The following is a 19,975-nucleotide window of genomic DNA, read 5'->3' on the forward strand; positions in this document are numbered from 1 at the left end:
GCATCCGGCAAGGTCAGTGTGGCCCGATGTAGCGATAGCGCCGGCTTAATCAGATTTAATCTGCGCGCGCGGCGGATATTTTTTCAGGATCTCCATATACGCGTGCATTTCGGTCTGTAGCGGTACACCCATTGGGATATGGCGCACGCCGATAGAGTCGCTTTCCTGCGGATCGGTGTACAGGTTAAACACCGACGATCCCGCCGTTTGCATTACTGTGCCGGTGAATCCACCCTGATACCCGCTCTGGGTATAAGCGTATGGCTGTTGGATGAGTACGTGATATTTAAACTCATCCATACGCACAGCAGAAAGTTTGCCGTTGAGGAAGTAGTGCTCGGCCTTACGGTTAGACTGACCATTTGTTCCCAGGAAGAAAGATGTCTGGTCCACACCATCAATAAAGGTGGTTTTCGGCACTAAATTCGCCACTTTCGCTCCAGGATGTCCTGCCAGATCCAGCGCCGTAGGGAAGAGATCCGCCAGATCGACAATACCGTCAGATTTACGCGGTTGGATCATCCCTTTCCAGTAAACGAAGGTTGGCACACGAACGCCGCCTTCCCATGTAGAACCTTTCGCACCGCGGAACGGCGTGCGACCGTGCGGCGGAACTTCAGCTTCCGGACCGTTATCAGAGGTGAACACAATCAGCGTGTTATCAAGCTGACCGTTTTTCTCCAGTGCTTTATACAGATTGGCGAAGATATCGTTCATCTCCACCATGCAGTCGCCGTAAGAGGTGCGCGCCGGAGAGCTACCCGCATATTTCGCATTTGGGTAGTTATCGAAGTGACAGCCGCGAGTGCCGTAGTAGAGGAAGAAAGGCTTATCGCTCTTCGCCATCTTGTCGAGGAACTTAACGCCATATTCCATCCAGCGTTGATCCAGGTCTTCCATATATTTCGGCGTAATGTCGGCAATGGCTTCCTGTTCACCGCCGCGCACGGCATGAACGTCATCTTTGCTGAACGGCAGTTTTTGGATGTATTCAGAACGATCCGGGCTCAGGGCGACTTCCGGGTTGACATGAACATCACGCCATTCGGTATACATATCGGATACCGAGTTAAAGCCGCGGAAATCATCAAAGCCAACGTTCTGCGGCTGCGACTCTTTGTTTTCCCCCATATGCCATTTCCCGATGGCCTGGGTGACGTAGCCCTGATCGTGCAGCAACTGCGGCAGAGTGGTTAACCCTTGCAGACCGCCCGGTTGCCCGTACATTGGCGGCATCAGAATGCCGTGGTGGATGGAGTATTGTCCGGTGAGAATCGTGGCGCGGGTTGGGGAAGAACTCGGTTGAGAATACGCCGAAGTTAAAATCAGCCCCTGGCTGGCAACGGCGTCGATATCTGGTGTAGGGTTACCCACCGCCACGCCGCCGCCGTTAAAGCCAACGTCCATCCAGCCCACATCATCCAGCAAGAAAACAACCACGTTCGGTTTCTTACCGGTCTTTTTCTCTAATTCCGCCAGCTTCTGCTGGGTTTCTTTGTCTTGTGCAGGATGCTGCATCACCGGCATCATGTTGTCGGCAATAGTGGTCGCCGGTTTAACCAGATACTGGTTTGGGTGATCGTATCCGGCAAAGCCTTTGCGTGCGGTGGCGGTTGACGGGGTATCTGCTGCGCTGGCCATGAGTGGAAGAGCGGCGGCGACAGCCACAACAAGAAGTTTGGGTGAAAACGAAAATTCCATGCAAAATGCTCCGGTTTCATGTCGTCAAAATGTTGACGTAATTAAGCATTGATAATTGAGATCCCTCTCCCTGACAGGATGATTGCATAAATAATAGTGATGAAAATAAATTATTTATTTATCCAGATAATGAATTTGAAAATCAGGAGAGCGTTTTCAATCCTACCTCTGGCGCAGGTGATATGTAAGGCGGTGATGTTATATCGCGTTGATTATTGATGCTGTTTTTAGTTTTAATGGCAATTAATATATATATTATTAATTGAATGACTTTTATTATTCATTATATATATGTGTAGAATCGTGCGCAGGAGAAATATTCACTCAGGAAGTTATTACTCAGGAAGCAAAGAGGATTACAGAATTATCTCATAACAAGTGTTAAGGGATGTTATTTCCCGGTTCTCTGTGGCATACTAAACGAGTAGATGCTCATTCCATCTCTTATGTTCGCCTTAGTGCCTCATAAACTCCGGAATGACGCAGAGCCGTTTACGGTGCTTATCGTCCACTGACAGATGTCGCTTATGCCTCATCAGACACCATGGACACAACGTTGAGTGAAGCACCCACTTGTTGTCATACAGACCTGTTTTAACGCCTGCTCCGTAATAAGAGCAGGCGTTTTTTTATGACCGAATAAAGAACTGGTTACGTCGCTCCTGGGTCATCGGTTGCGCGTTTAAAACTCTTACAAGAGAGCCTACCGTGACGATGGGAAGAAACGGATTCTCTTCTATTCCGCATAGATCGCGCCCGCAACGAGCAGCGGTATCTTCAACCAGCTCTTCTAACTCGACTGCGTCGCGCACCAAATCCAGATCATCGTCCAGTATATCATCGGCTTTCAGTGGCAGTGGGTAATCGATATAGCCGTTTCCTTGCAAGGTATCCCACACCGCACGAATCACCCATGTATCTACGGTGTAGGTGTCAAATTCGCGGGCGAACTGGCAAATGGAGCGTACCCGACGTTTATCTGCCATGATTCGGTACTTCTTGAGGAGCTTGATTTTTTCCTGCTTCGCCGCAGCTATCAGATACCCAATAAAAAGTGTTAACCAGAAGATGAATGTATTGCCCGTACGCACAAAGGAAATAATCAGCCAACTTACGCCAGCCAGAGCGGCACATATCAACAAGATTAAAAAGAGCGTTGCCCGAAAAGGAGTAATTTCATGCGATGGCAAGCGGAAAAGATAGCGGGACGGCGTGCGCAATTTTGACATCCTGGTAAAAAATATCGCCTCTGAACGAGGCGATATAGATTACTGTGACGGGTTATTCTGTAAGGTTAGCATCAAGCCATCGCGACGCATCGCTGCGGCTTCTTCCGGCTTGTGCAGTCTGTCCAGCGCGTCGGCAAGCCATGCGTAATCGTAGGCGTCCGGACGTTGTTTCAGCGCCGCGCGGAAGGCGAGCGATGCTTCCTGCCATTCGCCGTGCTTCATCAGCGACTGACCCAGTGTGCTCCACAACAACGGGCGATCGCCCACGTTTTTGATCTGTTGGCGCAGCACTTTTTCCAGCTGTTCCGGGTTATTGGTTTTCAGACGCGGGATCGGCAGCAGCAGGCGATCGTCATACTGGCGTTTCAGGCCGTCGATGATAATTTGCTGGGCAGTATCATGATCGTCACATTCAATAAGATGTTCCGCCATTGCCACCTGTAACGCCACCTGATGACGCGTTTTCCGGCTTTGGTTTTTCCACCAGTTACGCAAACCTTCGCTACCGTTATCGGCACGCGCCTGATCCATCAGGCCAATCCATGCCTGTTGTTCCAGCATTGCACGATGCTCTTCATCGCCAACGTGGGCTTTTGCCATTGATGGGATGATATCCAGCAGCGAACTCCATGCACCGGTGCGGATATACGCCTGTTCCGCCAGACGTAATACTTCCGGATGGCGTGGCGTAACTTCCAGCAGCTTATCAACGCCGTGACGTGCTGCATGGTTTTCATTACGGGCCAGTTGCAGACGTACACGGGTGATTTCTACCGGAATTGTGTCGTTGCCGGCCAGCTCCGCTGCGCGTTCCAGATGTTGGTTGGCGCGTGCTTCATCACCGCGTTGTTGCGCGGCTTCGGCAGCCAGCAGATAGTTCACCACCGGTTGTTCAGCGTGATCGGCATTTTTCGCCATCAGCTTTTCAACTTGCTGATAATCGCCTTCCGCTAGTTTCAGCAGCGCCTGTTCGGTCTGCTTACGGGCACGGCGACGCTTACGTCCGACAAACCACCCACGGGTGTGTGCGCCTGTGCGGAAGATCCGCCGCAGTAGCCACTCAATGGCAAACAGCACTACCATCGCCAGAATCAAAATGATCGCCAGGCCCGTGACGCTGGTTTCGATATTGTAGGTATCGGTCTGGATCAGCACGTACCCCTGATGACCGGCAATCATCGGGCCGACCACGATCCCCGCAATCAGCAACACAAAGAGCAATAACACTTTTAGCATGGTTATTCTCCTTGCGGCGCGGCTGCCGGAGTATCAGCTTGCGGTGCAGGTGCAGGTGCAGGTGCAGGTGCAGGTTTAGCTTCCGTTGTCCCTGCTGCCGGTTGTGCCAGCAGGTTACGCACGCGGGTCTGCATCAGTTTTTCCAGCATCGCCTGGCTTTGCAGGGTTTCCGGGAGATCCATCGAGATATTTTGCTGACTTAACTGGTCCACCTCGTCGAGGAACGCTTTGGTGGTGGCATCATCAGTATCGTAGTAAGCACGTACCCAGGTGGAGACATTCTCCAGCGCCTGGCGGTAAGTCTCTTCCTGATGACGCGGTACGGCTTGTGCCGCGACCAGCAGGCGGGAGCGAATATTTTCGCGCAGATAGATATCCTGATTCGGTGCTAACAGTGGTACGGCGGTGTCATCACGACGGCGAATCGTAATGAAGTTGTCCATAAAGTTCTGCCAGCTTTTTTGTAGATTGATACGCCATTCGCTGAGGGAACTGGAAAGCTCTTCACCGTCGGAATCCATTGGTGAACCATCGCTGTCATTATCGGCCAGACGCAGGTTATCTACCTGATTAGAAAGCTGGTTCAGCTTAAGGATGATGCCGTCATAATCCACCTGCGATACCGCAGAAAGGCTGGCGATATCATCGGTAATTGCCCGACGAACGGTAATCAGACTCGGGTCATTCATATCCGCCAGGCTGGCATCTGCACTTTTCAGCAACGCTGCAGCGGTCGTGACGTCCTGATCGCTCCACAGCTTCCTTCCGGCGAGTTTCACCAGGAAATCAGCCTGAGCCAGCAGCCAGGTTTTAGCATCGCTGCCGGAAATAGTCGCGACCTTTTGTTGGACTTCATCCAGCTGTTTTGCCAGCGTTTCTTGCTGACGATTCGCTTGCTCAAGCTGTACAGCTTGTTGCTTGATAATGCCTTCCAGCTCGGCTTTTTGGCTCTCCTGGGCTTTTTGCAGTGCCGTAAGTTGGTTAGCCAGGGCATCGCTGGTGGCAGTCTGATTGACGGCCTGTTGTTTACCCCAGCCATACAAACCGACGCCCGCCGCCAGAGCAATAGCGATAGCCACCGCGCTGAGAATCAATGCGGTATTGTTCTTACTCTTTTTTTCTGTTGCGACAGGTTGTGACGTGGTGTCCACGGCCTCCCTGGTCTCTTCAACCACGGCGGAGGTTTTTTCTTGTTCCGTCATTATGGCTTCCTGTTATGAGAGTTATTGTAATGCCCGTAAAAGCGCATCGTTGTCAGCGTTATCGGCGACCTTAATGTCTTGCCAGCCCAGTTCCCGGGCGAGTTTCGCCAAACGCTCACTGACGACCAATAGTCGACAGCGTAGTAACCAGTGCTCACGATACCATTGTGGGATCAGCGACCAGAGTTGCTGCAACATTTCACCGCTGGTAACAACGACCGTCGTCACCTCGCGGGATTGCCAGCGCATCGCTTCTTCTGCACCATCGTAATGGATTGCGCATCGTTGATAACATTCACAAAAAGTGACCTCAGCACCGCGCGCCGTCAGGGTATCCCCAATCAGCTCACGACCGCCATTGCCACGCAATATCAACGCACGTTTGCCCGCAATATTTTGTAATTCAGGTAATTGTAGCAAGACTTCGCTGATTTCCCGATCCTGCGGGTAGAGAATCTTCTGTCCGCTTACGGTATGTAGCGCCAGTGCGGTGGTCCGTCCAATGGCAAAATAATCAGGTAGTCGGGGCCATTTACGATCTTGCTGATGCAGCTGTGATTGGGCAAAAGCAACCGCGTGTTGCGAGAGGGCAAACAACAGATCCCTCTCCCCCAGCGCTGCCAGTTGATCAGCAAGTTGCGGTAATTGTCGACCCGGAGAAAACTTAATCAGCGGAAAATGCCAGGCCACCTGCCCCAGTGTGCGCAGACGGCTCACTAACTCTTCTCCAGCGGGAGACGGGCGGGTGACCAGGATACTCATGCCGGGGCGTCTCCGTTATAGACTTCAGCAAGGATCTCGCGCGCGCCGTTATTCAGTAGCTCTTCTGCCAGCGAAATCCCCATTTGTTCGGCATCTTGCGGCGCACCGCGGCGTTCACCGCGAATAATCTGCGAACCGTCCGGCGCGCCGACCAGCGCACGCAGCCAGATTTCGCCATCAATAAGCTCGGCGTAGCTACCAATTGGCACCTGACATCCGCCTTCGAGACGGGTATTCATGGCGCGTTCTGCGGTAACACGCAGTGCAGTTTCGTGGTGATTCAGCGCGGCAAGCAGCTCGCGAGTGCGAGTATCATTAAGGCGGCATTCAATACCGACCGCACCTTGTCCTACCGCCGGAAGAGAAATCTCGGGTGGCAACGCGGCGCGAATGCGTGACTCCAGACCTAAACGTTTTAGTCCGGCTACGGCAAGAATGATGGCATCGTATTCGCCGTTATCCAGTTTGCTCAGGCGAGTGCCGACGTTGCCGCGCAGGGAGCGGATAATCAGATCCGGGCGGCGTTCAGCCAGTTGGCACTGGCGACGTAAACTGGACGTCCCGACGATACTGCCTGCAGGTAACGCATCCAGACTGTCATAGTTATTGGACACAAAGGCATCGCGAGGATCTTCACGCTCGCAAATGGTGACCAGCCCCAGACCTTGCGGGAATTCAACCGGCACATCTTTCATTGAATGTACGGCGATATCGGCGCGATTCTCCAGGAGCGCGACTTCCAGCTCTTTAACAAATAAACCTTTTCCGCCTACTTTCGCCAGCGGCGTATCAAGAATCACATCGCCGCGCGTCACCATCGGTACCAGTTCAACGACCAGACCCGGATGGCTCGCCATTAACTTGTCTTTGACATAGTGTGCCTGCCAGAGTGCAAGTGGGCTTTGGCGTGTGGCAATTCTTAAAACATTGTCTAACATGCTTGTTACCGTCATTATCATCCGTGGTCCATCCTAACATCCTTGCCAGAGCGATGTCAGTGTTGTGGTGAAACGTAGACGCCTGCGCAAACCGTAAAATGAGGTCTGGCAGTGGATCCTGACAGGCGTTTCACGCCGTCGTAATAAGGAATTTACAGAGAATAAACGGTGCTACACTTGTATGTAGCGCATCTTTCTTTACGGTCAATCAGCAAGGTGTTAAATTGATCACGTTTTAGACCATTTTTTCGTCGTGAAACTAAAAAAACCAGGCGCGAAAAGTGGTAACGGTTACCTTTGACATACGAAATATCCCGAATGCCGCGTGTTACCGTTGATGTTGGCGGAATCACAGTCATGACGGGTAGCAAATCAGGCGATACGTCTTGTACCTCTATATTGAGACTCTGAAACAGAGACTGGATGCCATAAATCAATTGCGCGTGGATCGCGCGCTTGCTGCTATGGGGCCTGCATTCCAACAGGTCTACAGTCTACTGCCGACATTGTTGCACTATCACCATCCGCTAATGCCGGGTTACCTTGATGGTAACGTTCCCAAAGGCATTTGCCTTTACACGCCTGATGAAACTCAACGCCACTACCTGAACGAGCTTGAACTGTATCGTGGAATGTCAGTACAGGATCCGCCGAAAGGTGAGCTTCCAATTACTGGTGTATACACCATGGGCAGCACCTCGTCCGTAGGGCAAAGTTGTTCCTCTGACCTGGATATCTGGGTCTGTCATCAATCCTGGCTTGATAGCGAAGAGCGCCAGTTACTACAACGTAAATGCAGCCTGCTGGAAAGCTGGGCCGCCTCGCTGGGCGTGGAAGTTAGCTTCTTCCTGATTGATGAAAATCGCTTCCGTCATAATGAAAGCGGCAGCCTGGGGGGCGAAGATTGTGGCTCCACCCAGCATATACTGCTGCTTGACGAATTTTATCGTACCGCCGTGCGTCTCGCCGGTAAGCGTATTCTGTGGAATATGGTGCCGTGTGACGAAGAAGAGCATTACGATGACTATGTGATGACGCTTTACGCGCAGGGCGTGCTGACGCCAAATGAATGGCTGGATCTCGGTGGCTTAAGCTCGCTTTCTGCTGAAGAGTACTTTGGTGCCAGCCTTTGGCAGCTCTACAAGAGTATCGATTCCCCATACAAAGCGGTACTGAAAACACTGCTGCTGGAAGCCTATTCCTGGGAATACCCGAACCCACGTCTGCTGGCGAAAGATATCAAACAGCGTTTGCACGACGGCGAGATTGTATCGTTTGGTCTCGATCCGTACTGCATGATGCTGGAGCGTGTTACTGAATACCTGACGGCGATTGAAGATTTCACCCGTCTGGATTTAGTGCGTCGCTGCTTCTATTTAAAAGTGTGCGAAAAACTCAGCCGTGAACGCGCCTGTGTAGGCTGGCGTCGTGAAGTGCTAACCCAGTTAGTGAAAGAGTGGGAATGGGACGATGGTCGTCTTGCAATGCTCGATAACCGCGCTAACTGGAAGATTGATCAGGTGCGTGAGGCGCACAACGAGCTGCTCGATGCAATGATGCAGAGCTACCGTAATCTGATCCGCTTTGCGCGTCGCAATAACCTTAGCGTCTCCGCCAGCCCACAGGATATCGGTGTTCTGACGCGTAAACTGTACGCCGCGTTTGAAGCATTGCCAGGTAAAGTGACGCTGGTAAACCCGCAGATTTCGCCCGATCTCTCGGAACCGAATCTGACCTTTATTTATGTGCCGCCGGGCCGGGCTAACCGTTCAGGTTGGTATCTGTATAACCGCGCGCCAAATATTGAGTCGATCATCAGCCATCAGCCGCTGGAATATAACCGTTACCTGAATAAACTGGTGGCGTGGGCATGGTTTAACGGCCTGCTGACCTCGCGCACCCGCTTGTATATTAAAGGCAACGGCATTGTCGATTTGCCTAAGTTGCAGGAGATGGTCGCCGATGTGTCGCACCATTTCCCGCTGCGCCTGCCTGCACCGACGCCAAAAGCGCTCTACAGCCCGTGTGAAATTCGCCATCTGGCGATTATCGTTAACCTGGAATATGACCCGACAGCTGCGTTCCGCAATCAGGTGGTGCATTTTGATTTCCGTAAGCTGGACGTCTTCAGCTTTGGCGAAAACCAAAATTGCCTGGTAGGTAGCGTTGACCTGCTGTACCGCAACTCGTGGAACGAAGTGCGTACGCTGCACTTCAACGGCGAGCAGTCGATGATCGAAGCCCTGAAAACCATTCTCGGCAAAATGCATCAGGACGCCGCACCGCCAGATAGCGTGGAAGTCTTCTGCTACAGCCAGCATCTGCGCGGCTTAATCCGTACTCGCGTGCAGCAACTGGTTTCTGAGTGCATTGAACTGCGTCTTTCCAGCACCCGCCAGGAAACCGGGCGCTTCAAGGCGCTGCGCGTTTCTGGTCAAACTTGGGGCTTATTCTTCGAACGCCTGAATGTATCGGTACAGAAACTGGAAAATGCCATCGAGTTTTATGGCGCTATTTCGCATAACAAACTGCACGGCCTGTCAGTGCAGGTTGAAACCAATCACGTCAAATTACCGGCGGTGGTGGACGGCTTTGCCAGCGAAGGGATCATCCAGTTCTTCTTCGAAGAAACGCAAGACGAGAATGGCTTTAATATCTACATTCTCGACGAAAGCAACCGGGTTGAGGTGTATCACCACTGCGAAGGCAGCAAAGAGGAACTGGTGCGTGACGTCAGTCGCTTCTACTCGTCTTCGCACGACCGTTTCACCTACGGCTCAAGCTTCATCAACTTCAACCTGCCGCAGTTCTATCAAATTGTGAAGGTTGATGGTCGTGAACAGGTGATTCCGTTCCGCACCAAATCTATCGGCAACATGCCGCCTGCCAATCAGGATCACGACACGCCGCTATTACAGCAGTATTTTTCGTGATGAGCGTGCCGGAAAGCGAGGCTTATCCGGCATGCAATCTTAGCGGAAACTGACTGTTTCACCCGCTTGCTGCGTTGCCGCCTGTTCCAGCAAATCCCAGAAGGTTTCGCCGCTACGGTCGCAAATCCATTCGTCGCCTTTCAGATCAAAATGGTAGCCGCCCTGTTTGGTTGCCAGCCAAACCTGGTGCAGCGGTTCCTGACGGTTGATAATGATTTTGCTGCCATTTTCAAAGGTAATGGTCAGCACACCGCCGTTGATTTCGCAGTCGATATCGCTGTCGCCATCCCAGTCATCCAGACGTTCTTCAATGGTCAGCCACAGGGTATCGGCCAGGCGATGAAATTCACTGTCGTTCATTGTTGTTTCCTGTTTTTAGGTGATGGCGGCAGTATAGCGGCATGGTGTCAGGGCTTCAAAGTTTGCCCGTCTGCTGCTGCGTTCCGGCACGATTCCTCCGTCACCGGAATAATAATGTCGCTATTATGAATTTCACGGACATTCTTTTCTCTGACGTATGTTTTCGCTGGGCAGGGGGAGGGTGTAATCCTTACCTCTGTATCGGTCCATGTATAAACATTGCGATCGTCATAAGCAAAGCGATCGTTTTTAGTTAGCGGGCCGTTAACTGGAATAATTTGCACGCTCTTGCGTGACCGTAATTGGTGGATAAAGTAAGCATGCTGTTTGCCGCGATTAAATGAGTGATCAATGACCAGGTCTGGCAAATCCAGCGGGATTATTTCAAGCTGGTCTTCACCAAAAGTCGATAATTTTGTTACATACAGCCGATCTTTATACTGCGCAATATTGTCAGTAATCAGATGAAATTGTTCAGGTTCAATACCTGGTAGGTCTATCCACTGGCTCCACTGACGGTCGGACGTGAGCTGTTTACGCCAGCGAACGCGACTTTCCCCTACTTCAAAAGAGACGTCATCATCTACGGGTATCGCTTTGCCAGACAATTGCCCAAAGGGATAACGATGCATACCCTTATTGTCGCGAAAAACCAGCAGTGAATGAGGTATCCAGCGAATTATCTCAAATGAGTCTGCATTCGCCGTAAGGTGAACGCCATTTAAATAAATATTCTGCCCACTGCGGATAAGCAGATCATTGGAATACAAATTTCTGTTTACACTCATAAGACGTGGATTAATACCCCACCATCTTTTTTCTAATACAGTAACATTACTGCTGCTCCCCTGACGTCGACCGGACAAATAGAGATTTTTACTATCCACCAGCGTGGTAGAGTTACCTTCGATAGCTTTTAGTGTCGCCAGATCAACACGTGACGCGCCGCTATTACTTTCGGTGCGCTGTCCGTCAAAATAGAGGCTATATTTATCGACCGCGAAGCGGCCCATAGCCTGAAAGCTGGCAATATCGACAGTGGGTGTTCCCGGTGGATTGCTAACGATTTTGCCACGCCAGAGAATAACGCGGCCGTCTGTCACCCAGTGGTATTCCTCATTTTTTATGCTTATTTCATCGGTGGGTATATAGCCTTCCACCAACTCCCGCTCCCTGGATATATTTGTCACAAGGCGTAAATCGGCTCTGTTCATCTTCGGAAATTGGGCAATGATTTTCTCATCCTCCCCATAACCTTTACCGTAAGACATAACACCGTGATCATTGTAATAGTCGAACCCTATGGCCTGTACAGCAGGCGTCAGAAATATGTGCCCCAACAGGATGAGTGCAACAGTGATTATTTGACCTTTCATTTTGTCGCCTCATTGCGCGGGGCAGGAATAAATTCGCCGTCATCGGTAATTTTTCCGTCCAGATATCCCGTTTTGTAATTTACCCCGTAGCCATATCCCGAATGTTGTTCCTTCCAGATTAAGCGAACTTGTTTCGGATCCGCAGTGCGGTATCGCCAGAGCTGCGCGCCATCAAAGCTGTAAACGTAGCGGTTATCGCGGGCATACCATCTGCGCAAAAAGGGATGGTCATCAAGATGGGCTTCGCGTTCATCCGGAGAGTGGTTATCCAGTAAGATCAGCGGTCCGTCAGATTCAAACACGTGTAAACCGGAATGGTTTGGCCACCCTTCGGCACGCGTAAGTAAATAGCCATGGCGTTTCCCGGCGTTGAAACGTTTGTTGATAATAAGATTGGGATCATCAAGTTTTACGATCTCCAGCTTGCGGTCACCAGACTCTGTTTCGATGATGGTATAAAGCGAATCCTGATACTGGGCGACAGCATCACTGATGGGGTGGAACTGTTCAGGATCGAGCCCCGGTAATTCTTCCTGTTTACAAGCAGGCCCTTTACGCCAGAACACTTTCTTTTCCAGCAGAGAAAAATCCAGACAGTGCTTTGTTAAATCTTCATCCCACGCCAGATTTTCCTTGTCGAGGACTTTACGCTGTAGCCCGTTTTTATCACGCCAGGTCAAGAGTGAGCCGGGCATCCAGCGCACGACGGAAAAGGTGTCCGGGTCGGCATCAAGCTGTTCGCCGTTGATCAGGATTTTGGTCCGTGTACGAGCCAGGGTATCCCAGGGGCCAAATGGCATAGCCACACAGGGATTAAACGCGGTAGAAAACTTTCCTCGCTGATCCCATGACTTTTGTGCCAGCACACGGAAACTATCGGGATCTGCGAGGCGATGCCCATTGATATACAAGAAATTAGCGTCACGTAATATCAGCCCCAGTAAGTCAGGATCCCAGGGAGGCCGGAATTCCACCTGATGCAGTGTTTTGATATCTAAGCTATTTCCCCCGCCATTGTTATCGGTGCGCTTGCCTTCAAAATAGAGACTGTGTTTATCCGCGGCAAAATCTCCCCATGCCTTGAATGAGGCGATATCGACGGGTGGTGCGTCGTGAGGATTTTGCACTACTTCACCCGCGTAGAGGATATAGCGACCATCGCTATGCCAGGAGTAATGGGGATACCAGGCTTGTGCGCCCTCATAGAGGTTGTCAGTTGTTAGATCAGTCAGAGGTGGTTCTTTATTCCATTCATCTTGTGTTGTTGCGTCTATTAATAAATTAGGTAAACGACGCAAACTCTTGTAATTCACGTCAGGTAGAGAAAGATTTGTTTCTTTATAAGGGCGCAGGTACACCACGCCTTTTCCCTGTTTCTGGTAAATATTATGTTCAGGCGCGGAAAGCCGACATCCCCATGCCGGGGATAAGAATAACGAACAAGACAACAAACAAACCACATTGCGATAGTGCATAAAGCCATCCTGGCGCGAGGTGCCGATCACGAAACTACCAGCAAAACATAAATCCCCACGTGTAAGCGTTATACTCGCAGCAATTCCTCATTTTTCAGACTTCATAAAGAGTCGCTAAACGCTTGCTTTTACGTCTTCTCCTGCGATGATAGAAAGCAGAAAGCGATGAACTTTACAGGCAATCCATAATGAAAAACGTGTTTAAGGCACTCACTGTATTACTTACTCTCTTCAGCCTGACGGGCTGCGGTCTGAAAGGTCCGCTCTATTTCCCGCCTGCAGATAAAAACGCACCGCCACCGACCAAACCGGTAGAGACGCAAACGCAATCCACGGTGCCGGATAAAAACGACCGCGCCACTGGCGATGGCCCATCCCAGGTGAATTACTAAAAGTCAGTTTCTGTACCCGCGTGATTGGAGTAAATGATGCAGTTCTCGAAAATGCATGGCCTTGGCAACGATTTTATGGTCGTCGACGCGGTAACGCAGAATGTCTTTTTTTCACCAGAACTGATTCGTCGCCTGGCGGATCGGCACCTGGGGATAGGGTTTGACCAACTGCTGGTGGTTGAGCCACCGTATGATCCGGAACTGGATTTTCACTATCGCATTTTCAATGCTGATGGCAGTGAAGTGACGCAGTGCGGCAACGGCGCGCGCTGCTTTGCCCGCTTTGTGCGCCTGAAAGGGCTGACCAATAAGCGCGATATCCGCGTCAGCACTGCCAACGGGCGGATGGTTCTGACCGTCACCGATGACGATCTGGTGCGCGTCAATATGGGCGAACCCAACTTCGAACCTTCTGCCGTGCCATTTCGCGCTAACAAAGCGGAAAAGACCTATATTATGCGCGCCGCCGAGCAGACAATCTTATGCGGCGTGGTGTCGATGGGAAATCCGCACTGCGTGATTCAGGTTGATGATGTCGATACTGCGGCGGTAGAAACGCTTGGTCCTGTTCTGGAAAGCCACGAACGTTTTCCGGAGCGCGCTAATATCGGTTTTATGCAAGTGGTTAAGCGCGAGCATATTCGTTTACGCGTTTATGAGCGTGGGGCAGGAGAAACCCAGGCCTGCGGCAGCGGCGCGTGTGCGGCGGTGGCGGTAGGGATTCAGCAAGGTTTGCTGGCCGAAGAAGTACGTGTGGAACTCCCCGGCGGTCGTCTTGATATCGCCTGGAAAGGTCCGGGTCACCCCTTATATATGACGGGGCCGGCGGTACATGTCTACGACGGATTTATTCATCTATGAAGCAACCAGGGGAAGAACTACAGGAAACACTCACGGAGCTAGATGACCGGGCGGTTGTCGATTATCTGATTAAAAATCCTGAGTTTTTTATCCGCAATGCGCGCGCAGTAGAAGCGATACGTGTGCCGCATCCGGTACGCGGCACCGTTTCGTTGGTCGAGTGGCACATGGCCCGCGCACGTCATCATATTCATGTTCTGGAAGAGAACATGGCGCTGTTGATGGAACAGGCTATCGCCAACGAAGGCTTGTTCTATCGCTTACTTTACCTGCAGCGTAGTCTCACAGCCGCCAGCAGTCTCGACGATATGCTGATGCGTTTTCACCGCTGGGCGCGCGATCTCGGCCTGGCAGGTGCGAGTCTGCGCCTGTTTCCGGATCGCTGGCGCTTAGGTGCGCCGTCGAACCACACTCATCTCGCATTAAGCCGTCAGTCTTTCGAACCGCTGCGTATTCAGCGTCTGGGGCAGGAACAGCACTATCTTGGGCCGCTTAACGGACCGGAGCTGCTGGTGGTGCTACCGGAAGCGAAAGCGGTGGGATCGGTGGCGATGTCGATGCTGGGAAGCGATGCTGATTTGGGTGTCGTGCTGTTCACCAGCCGCGATGCCAGTCACTATCAACAAGGGCAGGGAACGCAGTTACTTCATGAAATTGCGCTGATGTTGCCGGAGCTTCTGGAGCGTTGGATTGAACGCGTATGACCGATTTACACACCGATGTAGAACGCTACCTACGTTATCTGAGCGTGGAGCGTCAGCTTAGCCCGATAACCCTGCTTAACTACCAGCGCCAACTTGAGGCGATCATCAATTTTGCCAGCGAAAACGGCCTGCAAAGCTGGCAGCAATGTGATGCGGCGATGGTGCGCAATTTCGCTGTACGCAGTCGCCGTAAAGGGCTGGGCGCGGCAAGCCTCGCATTACGCCTCTCTGCGCTACGTAGCTTTTTTGACTGGTTGGTCAGCCAGAACGAACTTAAAGCCAACCCGGCGAAAGGTGTTTCGGCACCGAAAGCGCCGCGTCATCTGCCGAAAAATATCGACGTCGATGATATAAATCGGCTGCTGGATATTGATATCAACGATCCCCTCGCCGTGCGCGATCGGGCAATGCTGGAAGTAATGTACGGTGCGGGTCTGCGTCTTTCCGAACTGGTGGGGCTCGATATCAAACACCTCGACCTGGAGTCCGGTGAAGTGTGGGTGATGGGGAAAGGCAGCAAAGAGCGCCGCCTGCCGATTGGTCGCAACGCCGTGGCGTGGATTGAGCACTGGCTTGATTTGCGCGACCTGTTTGGTAGCGAAGACGACGCGCTTTTTCTGTCGAAACTGGGCAAGCGTATCTCCGCGCGTAATGTGCAGAAACGCTTTGCCGAATGGGGCATAAAACAAGGGCTGAATAATCACGTTCACCCGCATAAATTACGTCACTCGTTCGCTACGCATATGCTGGAGTCGAGCGGTGATCTTCGTGGTGTACAGGAGCTGCTGGGTCATGCCAACCTTTCTACCACGCAAATCTATACTCATCTTGATTTTCAACACCTTGCCTCGGTGTACGATGCGGCGCATCCACGCGCCAAACGGGGGAAATAATGCGTTTTTACCGGCCTTTGGGGCGCATCTCGGCGCTCACCTTTGACCTGGATGATACCCTTTACGATAACCGTCCGGTGATTTTGCGCACTGAGCAGGAGGCGCTTACCTTTGTGCAAAATTACCATCCGGCGCTGCGCAGCTTCCAGAATGAAGATCTGCAACGTCTGCGTCAGGCGGTACGGGAAGCGGAACCCGAGATTTATCATGATGTGACGCGCTGGCGTTTTCGCTCAATAGAACAAGCGATGCTTGATGCCGGGCTGAGCGCGGAAGAGGCCAGTGCAGGCGCACACGCGGCAATGATCAACTTTGCCAAATGGCGTAGCCGGATCGACGTTCCGCAGCAAACGCACGACACCTTAAAACAGCTGGCGAAGAAATGGCCGCTGGTGGCGATCACCAACGGTAACGCCCAGCCGGAGCTGTTTGGTTTGGGGCATTATTTTGAGTTTGTGCTGCGCGCTGGTCCGCACGGGCGCTCGAAACCGTTCAGCGATATGTACTTCCTGGCGGCGGAAAAACTCAACGTGCCGATCGGTGAGATCTTACATGTCGGGGACGATCTCACCACTGACGTGGGTGGGGCAATTCGCAGCGGAATGCAGGCCTGTTGGATCAGACCGGAAAATGGCGATCTGATGCAAACCTGGGACAGCCGTTTACTCCCGCATCTGGAAATTTCCCGGTTGGCATCTCTGACCTCGCTGATATAATCAGCAAATCTGTATATATACCCAGCTTTTTGGCGGAGGGCGTTGCGCTTCTCCGCCCAACCTATTTTTACGCGGCGGTGCCAATGGACGTTTCTTACCTGCTCGACAGCCTTAATGACAAACAGCGCGAAGCGGTGGCCGCGCCACGCAGCAACCTTCTGGTGCTGGCGGGCGCGGGCAGTGGTAAGACGCGCGTACTGGTGCATCGTATCGCCTGGCTGATGAGCGTGGAAAACTGCTCGCCGTACTCGATTATGGCGGTGACATTTACCAACAAAGCGGCGGCGGAAATGCGCCATCGTATCGGGCAACTGATGGGTACCAGCCAGGGCGGTATATGGGTCGGCACTTTCCACGGGCTGGCACACCGTCTGCTGCGTGCGCACCATATGGACGCCAACCTGCCGCAGGATTTCCAGATCCTCGACAGCGAAGACCAGCTGCGCCTGCTTAAGCGTCTGATCAAAGCCATGAACCTCGACGAGAAGCAGTGGCCGCCGCGCCAGGCAATGTGGTACATCAACAGCCAGAAAGATGAAGGGCTGCGTCCGCATCATATTCAAAGCTACGGTAATCCGGTGGAGCAGACCTGGCAGAAGGTGTACCAGGCGTATCAGGAAGCGTGCGACCGCGCGGGCCTGGTAGACTTCGCTGAACTACTGCTACGCGCCCACGAACTGTGGCTTAACAAGCCGCATATCCTGCAACACTACCGCGAACGTTTTACCAATATCCTGGTAGACGAATTCCAGGATACCAACAACATTCAGTACGCGTGGATCCGCCTGCTGGCGGGCGATACTGGCAAAGTGATGATTGTTGGCGATGACGACCAGTCAATCTACGGCTGGCGCGGGGCGCAGGTGGAGAATATTCAGCGTTTCCTCAATGATTTCCCCGGTGCCGAAACTATCCGTCTGGAGCAAAACTACCGCTCCACTAGCAATATCCTGAGCGCGGCGAACGCCTTGATTGAAAACAACAACGGGCGTTTGGGTAAAAAGTTGTGGACCGATGGCGCGGACGGTGAGCCGATTTCCCTCTATTGCGCTTTTAACGAACTCGACGAAGCGCGTTTTGTTGTTAACCGCATCAAGACCTGGCAGGACAACGGCGGGGCGCTCGCCGAGTGCGCCATTCTCTATCGTAGCAATGCCCAGTCGCGTGTACTGGAAGAGGCGTTATTACAAGCCAGTATGCCGTACCGTATTTATGGCGGGATGCGCTTCTTCGAACGCCAGGAAATCAAAGATGCGCTCTCGTATCTGCGCCTGATTGCCAACCGTAACGACGACGCGGCCTTTGAGCGCGTGGTGAATACGCCAACGCGGGGTATTGGTGACCGGACGCTGGACGTGGTACGTCAGACATCGCGCGATCGCCAGTTAACACTCTGGCAGGCATGTCGTGAACTGTTGCAGGAAAAAGCCCTCGCCGGACGTGCTGCCAGCGCTTTGCAACGGTTTATGGAACTGATCGACGCCTTAGCGCAAGAAACTGCCGATATGCCGCTGCATGTACAGACTGATCGGGTAATTAAAGACTCCGGCCTGCGCACCATGTACGAGCAAGAGAAGGGCGAAAAAGGCCAGACGCGTATCGAAAACTTAGAGGAACTGGTGACGGCAACGCGCCAGTTCAGCTACAACGAAGAAGACGAAGATTTAATGCCGCTGCAGGCGTTCCTCTCCCATGCGGCACTGGAAGCAGGTGAAGGGCAGGCGGATACCTGGCAGGATGCGGTACAGCTGATGACGCTACACTCGGCGAAAGGTCTGGAATTCCCGCAGGTGTTTATTGTCGGTATGGAAGAGGGCATGTTCCCAAGCCAGATGTCGCTGGATGAAGGCGGGCGTCTGGAAGAAGAACGCCGTCTGGCCTACGTTGGCGTAACCCGCGCGATGCAGAAACTGACGCTGACCTACGCGGAAACCCGGCGTCTGTATGGCAAAGAGGTTTACCATCGCCCGTCGCGTTTTATTGGCGAGTTGCCGGAAGAGTGTGTGGAAGAGGTGCGTTTACGCGCTACGGTAAGCCGCCCGGTCAGCCATCAGCGTATGGGTACGCCGATGGTTGAGAACGACAGCGGTTACAAACTCGGCCAGCGCGTACGACACGCCAAGTTTGGTGAAGGGACTATCGTCAATATGGAAGGCAGCGGCGAACATAGTCGTTTGCAGGTGGCATTTCAGGGCCAGGGTATTAAATGGCTGGTGGCGGCTTACGCCCGGCTGGAGACGGTATAACGTTGCCGGATGCGGTGCTGCGCACCTTATCCGGCCTACAAAATCATGTAGATTCAATAAATTGCAATGTCATGTAGGCCGGGTAAGGCGTTTACGCCGCATCCGGCATCTGCACCATATTCAGTGACACAAAACGGTTGTTTTAACTTTTCTGCTCGACGGAAATCATGGTAACAAAAGGATAGCGTTGCCACGGGATTGCCCCGCCTTTCACATACATATGTGAAATCGTGCCATCAAGATAAAGCAGTTGCTCAACGTTCAGTTTCGTTTTGGCATAACAGGCAAAATCATAAAAATTTGTCACCTGCTGGCTCAACAAAAACACGGCGTTCCCTTGTTTATTAATCCCAACACCGTTACGAATTTTGCGTGAGGCGACGTTGGGATGAATACGCGGATTAATGACGCCGTTTTCCATCAACATTGGCCCTGACTGCACCGCGAACTGAATCTCTTTACTGGTTTTAAAGGCATCCAGACGAACGATGCCGACTTTATCTCCCGCGACATAAAACACACCGCCAGGACGGATAAAGAAATTCCCTTCACCTGAAGCGAGATTTAACGCCACCTTCTGCTGACCGTTTTCGATGTACAAACCGAGCGGCGCATAGCTTTCATCATATATGCTGCCGTTCATCGCCATTTGCACCTGACCCTGACTATTAATATCCGTCAGCAGCGCATGTAACGTTTCCCACGCTTCGCCATTGGCTTTTTGCCAGTACATTTTCACCCGCTCTGTTTGAGGATTAACGGTATACGCCTGTACGGTCAGTGTCGGATCTGATAGTGCGCAATCATCAGCGGCAACAGCAAACAAGGGAAGTAAGGTGAGGGCGAGAAAAATCCGTTTGAGATTCAAGGTGATCATTCCTTTACCAATGAGTAGCCGATGCGCCATTATAGGTCCTGGATGTGGGATTTTTTTATCCTGTTAGCGACCTT

17 protein-coding genes are annotated in these 19,975 nt (G+C 52.1%); 7 read left to right on the forward strand and 10 right to left on the reverse strand.

Annotated elements, in window-relative coordinates; genetic code table 11:
• Positions 1–45 precede the first annotated feature (45 nt).
• The 6 genes from aslA to hemC all read right to left on the reverse strand — a co-directional run bounded on the left by aslA (position 46) and on the right by hemC (position 7,068).
• Positions 46–1,701, reverse strand: coding sequence for an arylsulfatase AslA (gene aslA, locus QUE34_RS23245; RefSeq protein ID WP_000395858.1), 1,656 nt, complete (start codon positions 1,699–1,701; stop codon positions 46–48).
• A gap of 629 nt (positions 1,702–2,330) precedes the next feature.
• Positions 2,331–2,921 (reverse strand): hypothetical protein, encoded by a 591-nt coding sequence (locus tag QUE34_RS23250; protein WP_032304174.1) that lies wholly within the window; start codon positions 2,919–2,921, stop codon positions 2,331–2,333.
• Positions 2,922–2,969: 48 nt separating this feature from the next.
• Complete coding sequence (gene hemY / locus QUE34_RS23255; RefSeq protein ID WP_032185557.1) at positions 2,970–4,166, reverse strand: protoheme IX biogenesis protein HemY; 1,197 nt, start codon at positions 4,164–4,166, stop codon at positions 2,970–2,972.
• Between the two features lie 2 nt (positions 4,167–4,168).
• Positions 4,169–5,368, reverse strand: coding sequence for a uroporphyrinogen-III C-methyltransferase (gene hemX, locus QUE34_RS23260; protein ID WP_001604292.1), 1,200 nt, complete (start codon positions 5,366–5,368; stop codon positions 4,169–4,171).
• 21 nt (positions 5,369–5,389) lie between these two features.
• Positions 5,390–6,130: a uroporphyrinogen-III synthase gene (hemD, locus tag QUE34_RS23265; protein ID WP_032304154.1), complete on the reverse strand. Its 741-nt coding sequence runs from the start codon at positions 6,128–6,130 to the stop codon at positions 5,390–5,392.
• Positions 6,127–7,068, reverse strand: coding sequence for a hydroxymethylbilane synthase (gene hemC / locus QUE34_RS23270; RefSeq protein ID WP_001355383.1), 942 nt, complete (start codon positions 7,066–7,068; stop codon positions 6,127–6,129). The genes hemD and hemC overlap by 4 nt, the downstream gene beginning before the upstream one ends.
• Positions 7,069–7,454: 386 nt before the next feature.
• Between hemC and cyaA the strand changes: the two genes are divergently transcribed.
• A complete protein-coding gene (gene cyaA / locus QUE34_RS23275; RefSeq protein ID WP_000281697.1) occupies positions 7,455–10,001 on the forward strand; it encodes a class I adenylate cyclase in 2,547 nt (848 codons plus the stop codon).
• A gap of 39 nt (positions 10,002–10,040) precedes the next feature.
• Here cyaA and cyaY read toward each other — a convergent pair whose 3' ends face one another.
• From cyaY to QUE34_RS23290, 3 genes are read right to left on the reverse strand one after another with little or no spacing between them, the layout of a single operon-like run.
• Entirely contained in the window at positions 10,041–10,361 is a 321-nt protein-coding gene (cyaY, locus tag QUE34_RS23280) for an iron donor protein CyaY (RefSeq protein WP_000999963.1), read from the reverse strand.
• 47 nt (positions 10,362–10,408) lie between these two features.
• Positions 10,409–11,737, reverse strand: coding sequence for a hypothetical protein (locus QUE34_RS23285; RefSeq protein ID WP_032304157.1), 1,329 nt, complete (start codon positions 11,735–11,737; stop codon positions 10,409–10,411).
• A complete protein-coding gene (locus QUE34_RS23290) occupies positions 11,734–13,212 on the reverse strand; it encodes a hypothetical protein (protein WP_032304159.1) in 1,479 nt (492 codons plus the stop codon). The genes QUE34_RS23285 and QUE34_RS23290 overlap by 4 nt, the downstream gene beginning before the upstream one ends.
• A gap of 188 nt (positions 13,213–13,400) precedes the next feature.
• Here QUE34_RS23290 and lptM point away from each other — a divergent pair, with 188 nt between their 5' ends.
• The 6 genes from lptM to uvrD all read left to right on the forward strand — a co-directional run bounded on the left by lptM (position 13,401) and on the right by uvrD (position 19,024).
• Entirely contained in the window at positions 13,401–13,604 is a 204-nt protein-coding gene (gene lptM, locus QUE34_RS23295) for an LPS translocon maturation chaperone LptM (protein ID WP_000799889.1), read from the forward strand.
• A gap of 36 nt (positions 13,605–13,640) precedes the next feature.
• On the forward strand, positions 13,641–14,465 hold the full coding sequence (dapF, locus tag QUE34_RS23300) for a diaminopimelate epimerase (RefSeq protein ID WP_032304160.1): 825 nt from the start codon (positions 13,641–13,643) through the stop codon (positions 14,463–14,465).
• Positions 14,462–15,169 carry a DUF484 domain-containing protein gene (locus tag QUE34_RS23305; protein ID WP_000812785.1) on the forward strand — a complete coding sequence of 236 codons (708 nt, stop codon included), beginning with the start codon at positions 14,462–14,464 and terminating at the stop codon, positions 15,167–15,169. The genes dapF and QUE34_RS23305 overlap by 4 nt, the downstream gene beginning before the upstream one ends.
• On the forward strand, positions 15,166–16,062 hold the full coding sequence (gene xerC / locus QUE34_RS23310; protein WP_000130685.1) for a tyrosine recombinase XerC: 897 nt from the start codon (positions 15,166–15,168) through the stop codon (positions 16,060–16,062). The genes QUE34_RS23305 and xerC overlap by 4 nt, the downstream gene beginning before the upstream one ends.
• A complete protein-coding gene (yigB, locus tag QUE34_RS23315; RefSeq protein ID WP_001213569.1) occupies positions 16,062–16,778 on the forward strand; it encodes a 5-amino-6-(5-phospho-D-ribitylamino)uracil phosphatase YigB in 717 nt (238 codons plus the stop codon). The genes xerC and yigB overlap by 1 nt, the downstream gene beginning before the upstream one ends.
• 83 nt (positions 16,779–16,861) lie before the next feature.
• Positions 16,862–19,024, forward strand: a complete 2,163-nt coding sequence (gene uvrD, locus QUE34_RS23320; protein WP_032304162.1) for a DNA helicase II — start codon at positions 16,862–16,864, stop codon at positions 19,022–19,024.
• A 142-nt stretch (positions 19,025–19,166) separates the two neighbouring features.
• Here uvrD and QUE34_RS23325 read toward each other — a convergent pair whose 3' ends face one another.
• A complete protein-coding gene (locus tag QUE34_RS23325; RefSeq protein WP_103253857.1) occupies positions 19,167–19,931 on the reverse strand; it encodes a phosphodiester glycosidase family protein in 765 nt (254 codons plus the stop codon).
• Positions 19,932–19,975: the final 44 nt, after the last annotated feature.

Source organism: Escherichia sp. KS167_9B, from assembly GCF_030295215.1.
Taxonomy (GTDB): Bacteria; Pseudomonadota; Gammaproteobacteria; order Enterobacterales; family Enterobacteriaceae; genus Escherichia; species Escherichia coli_F.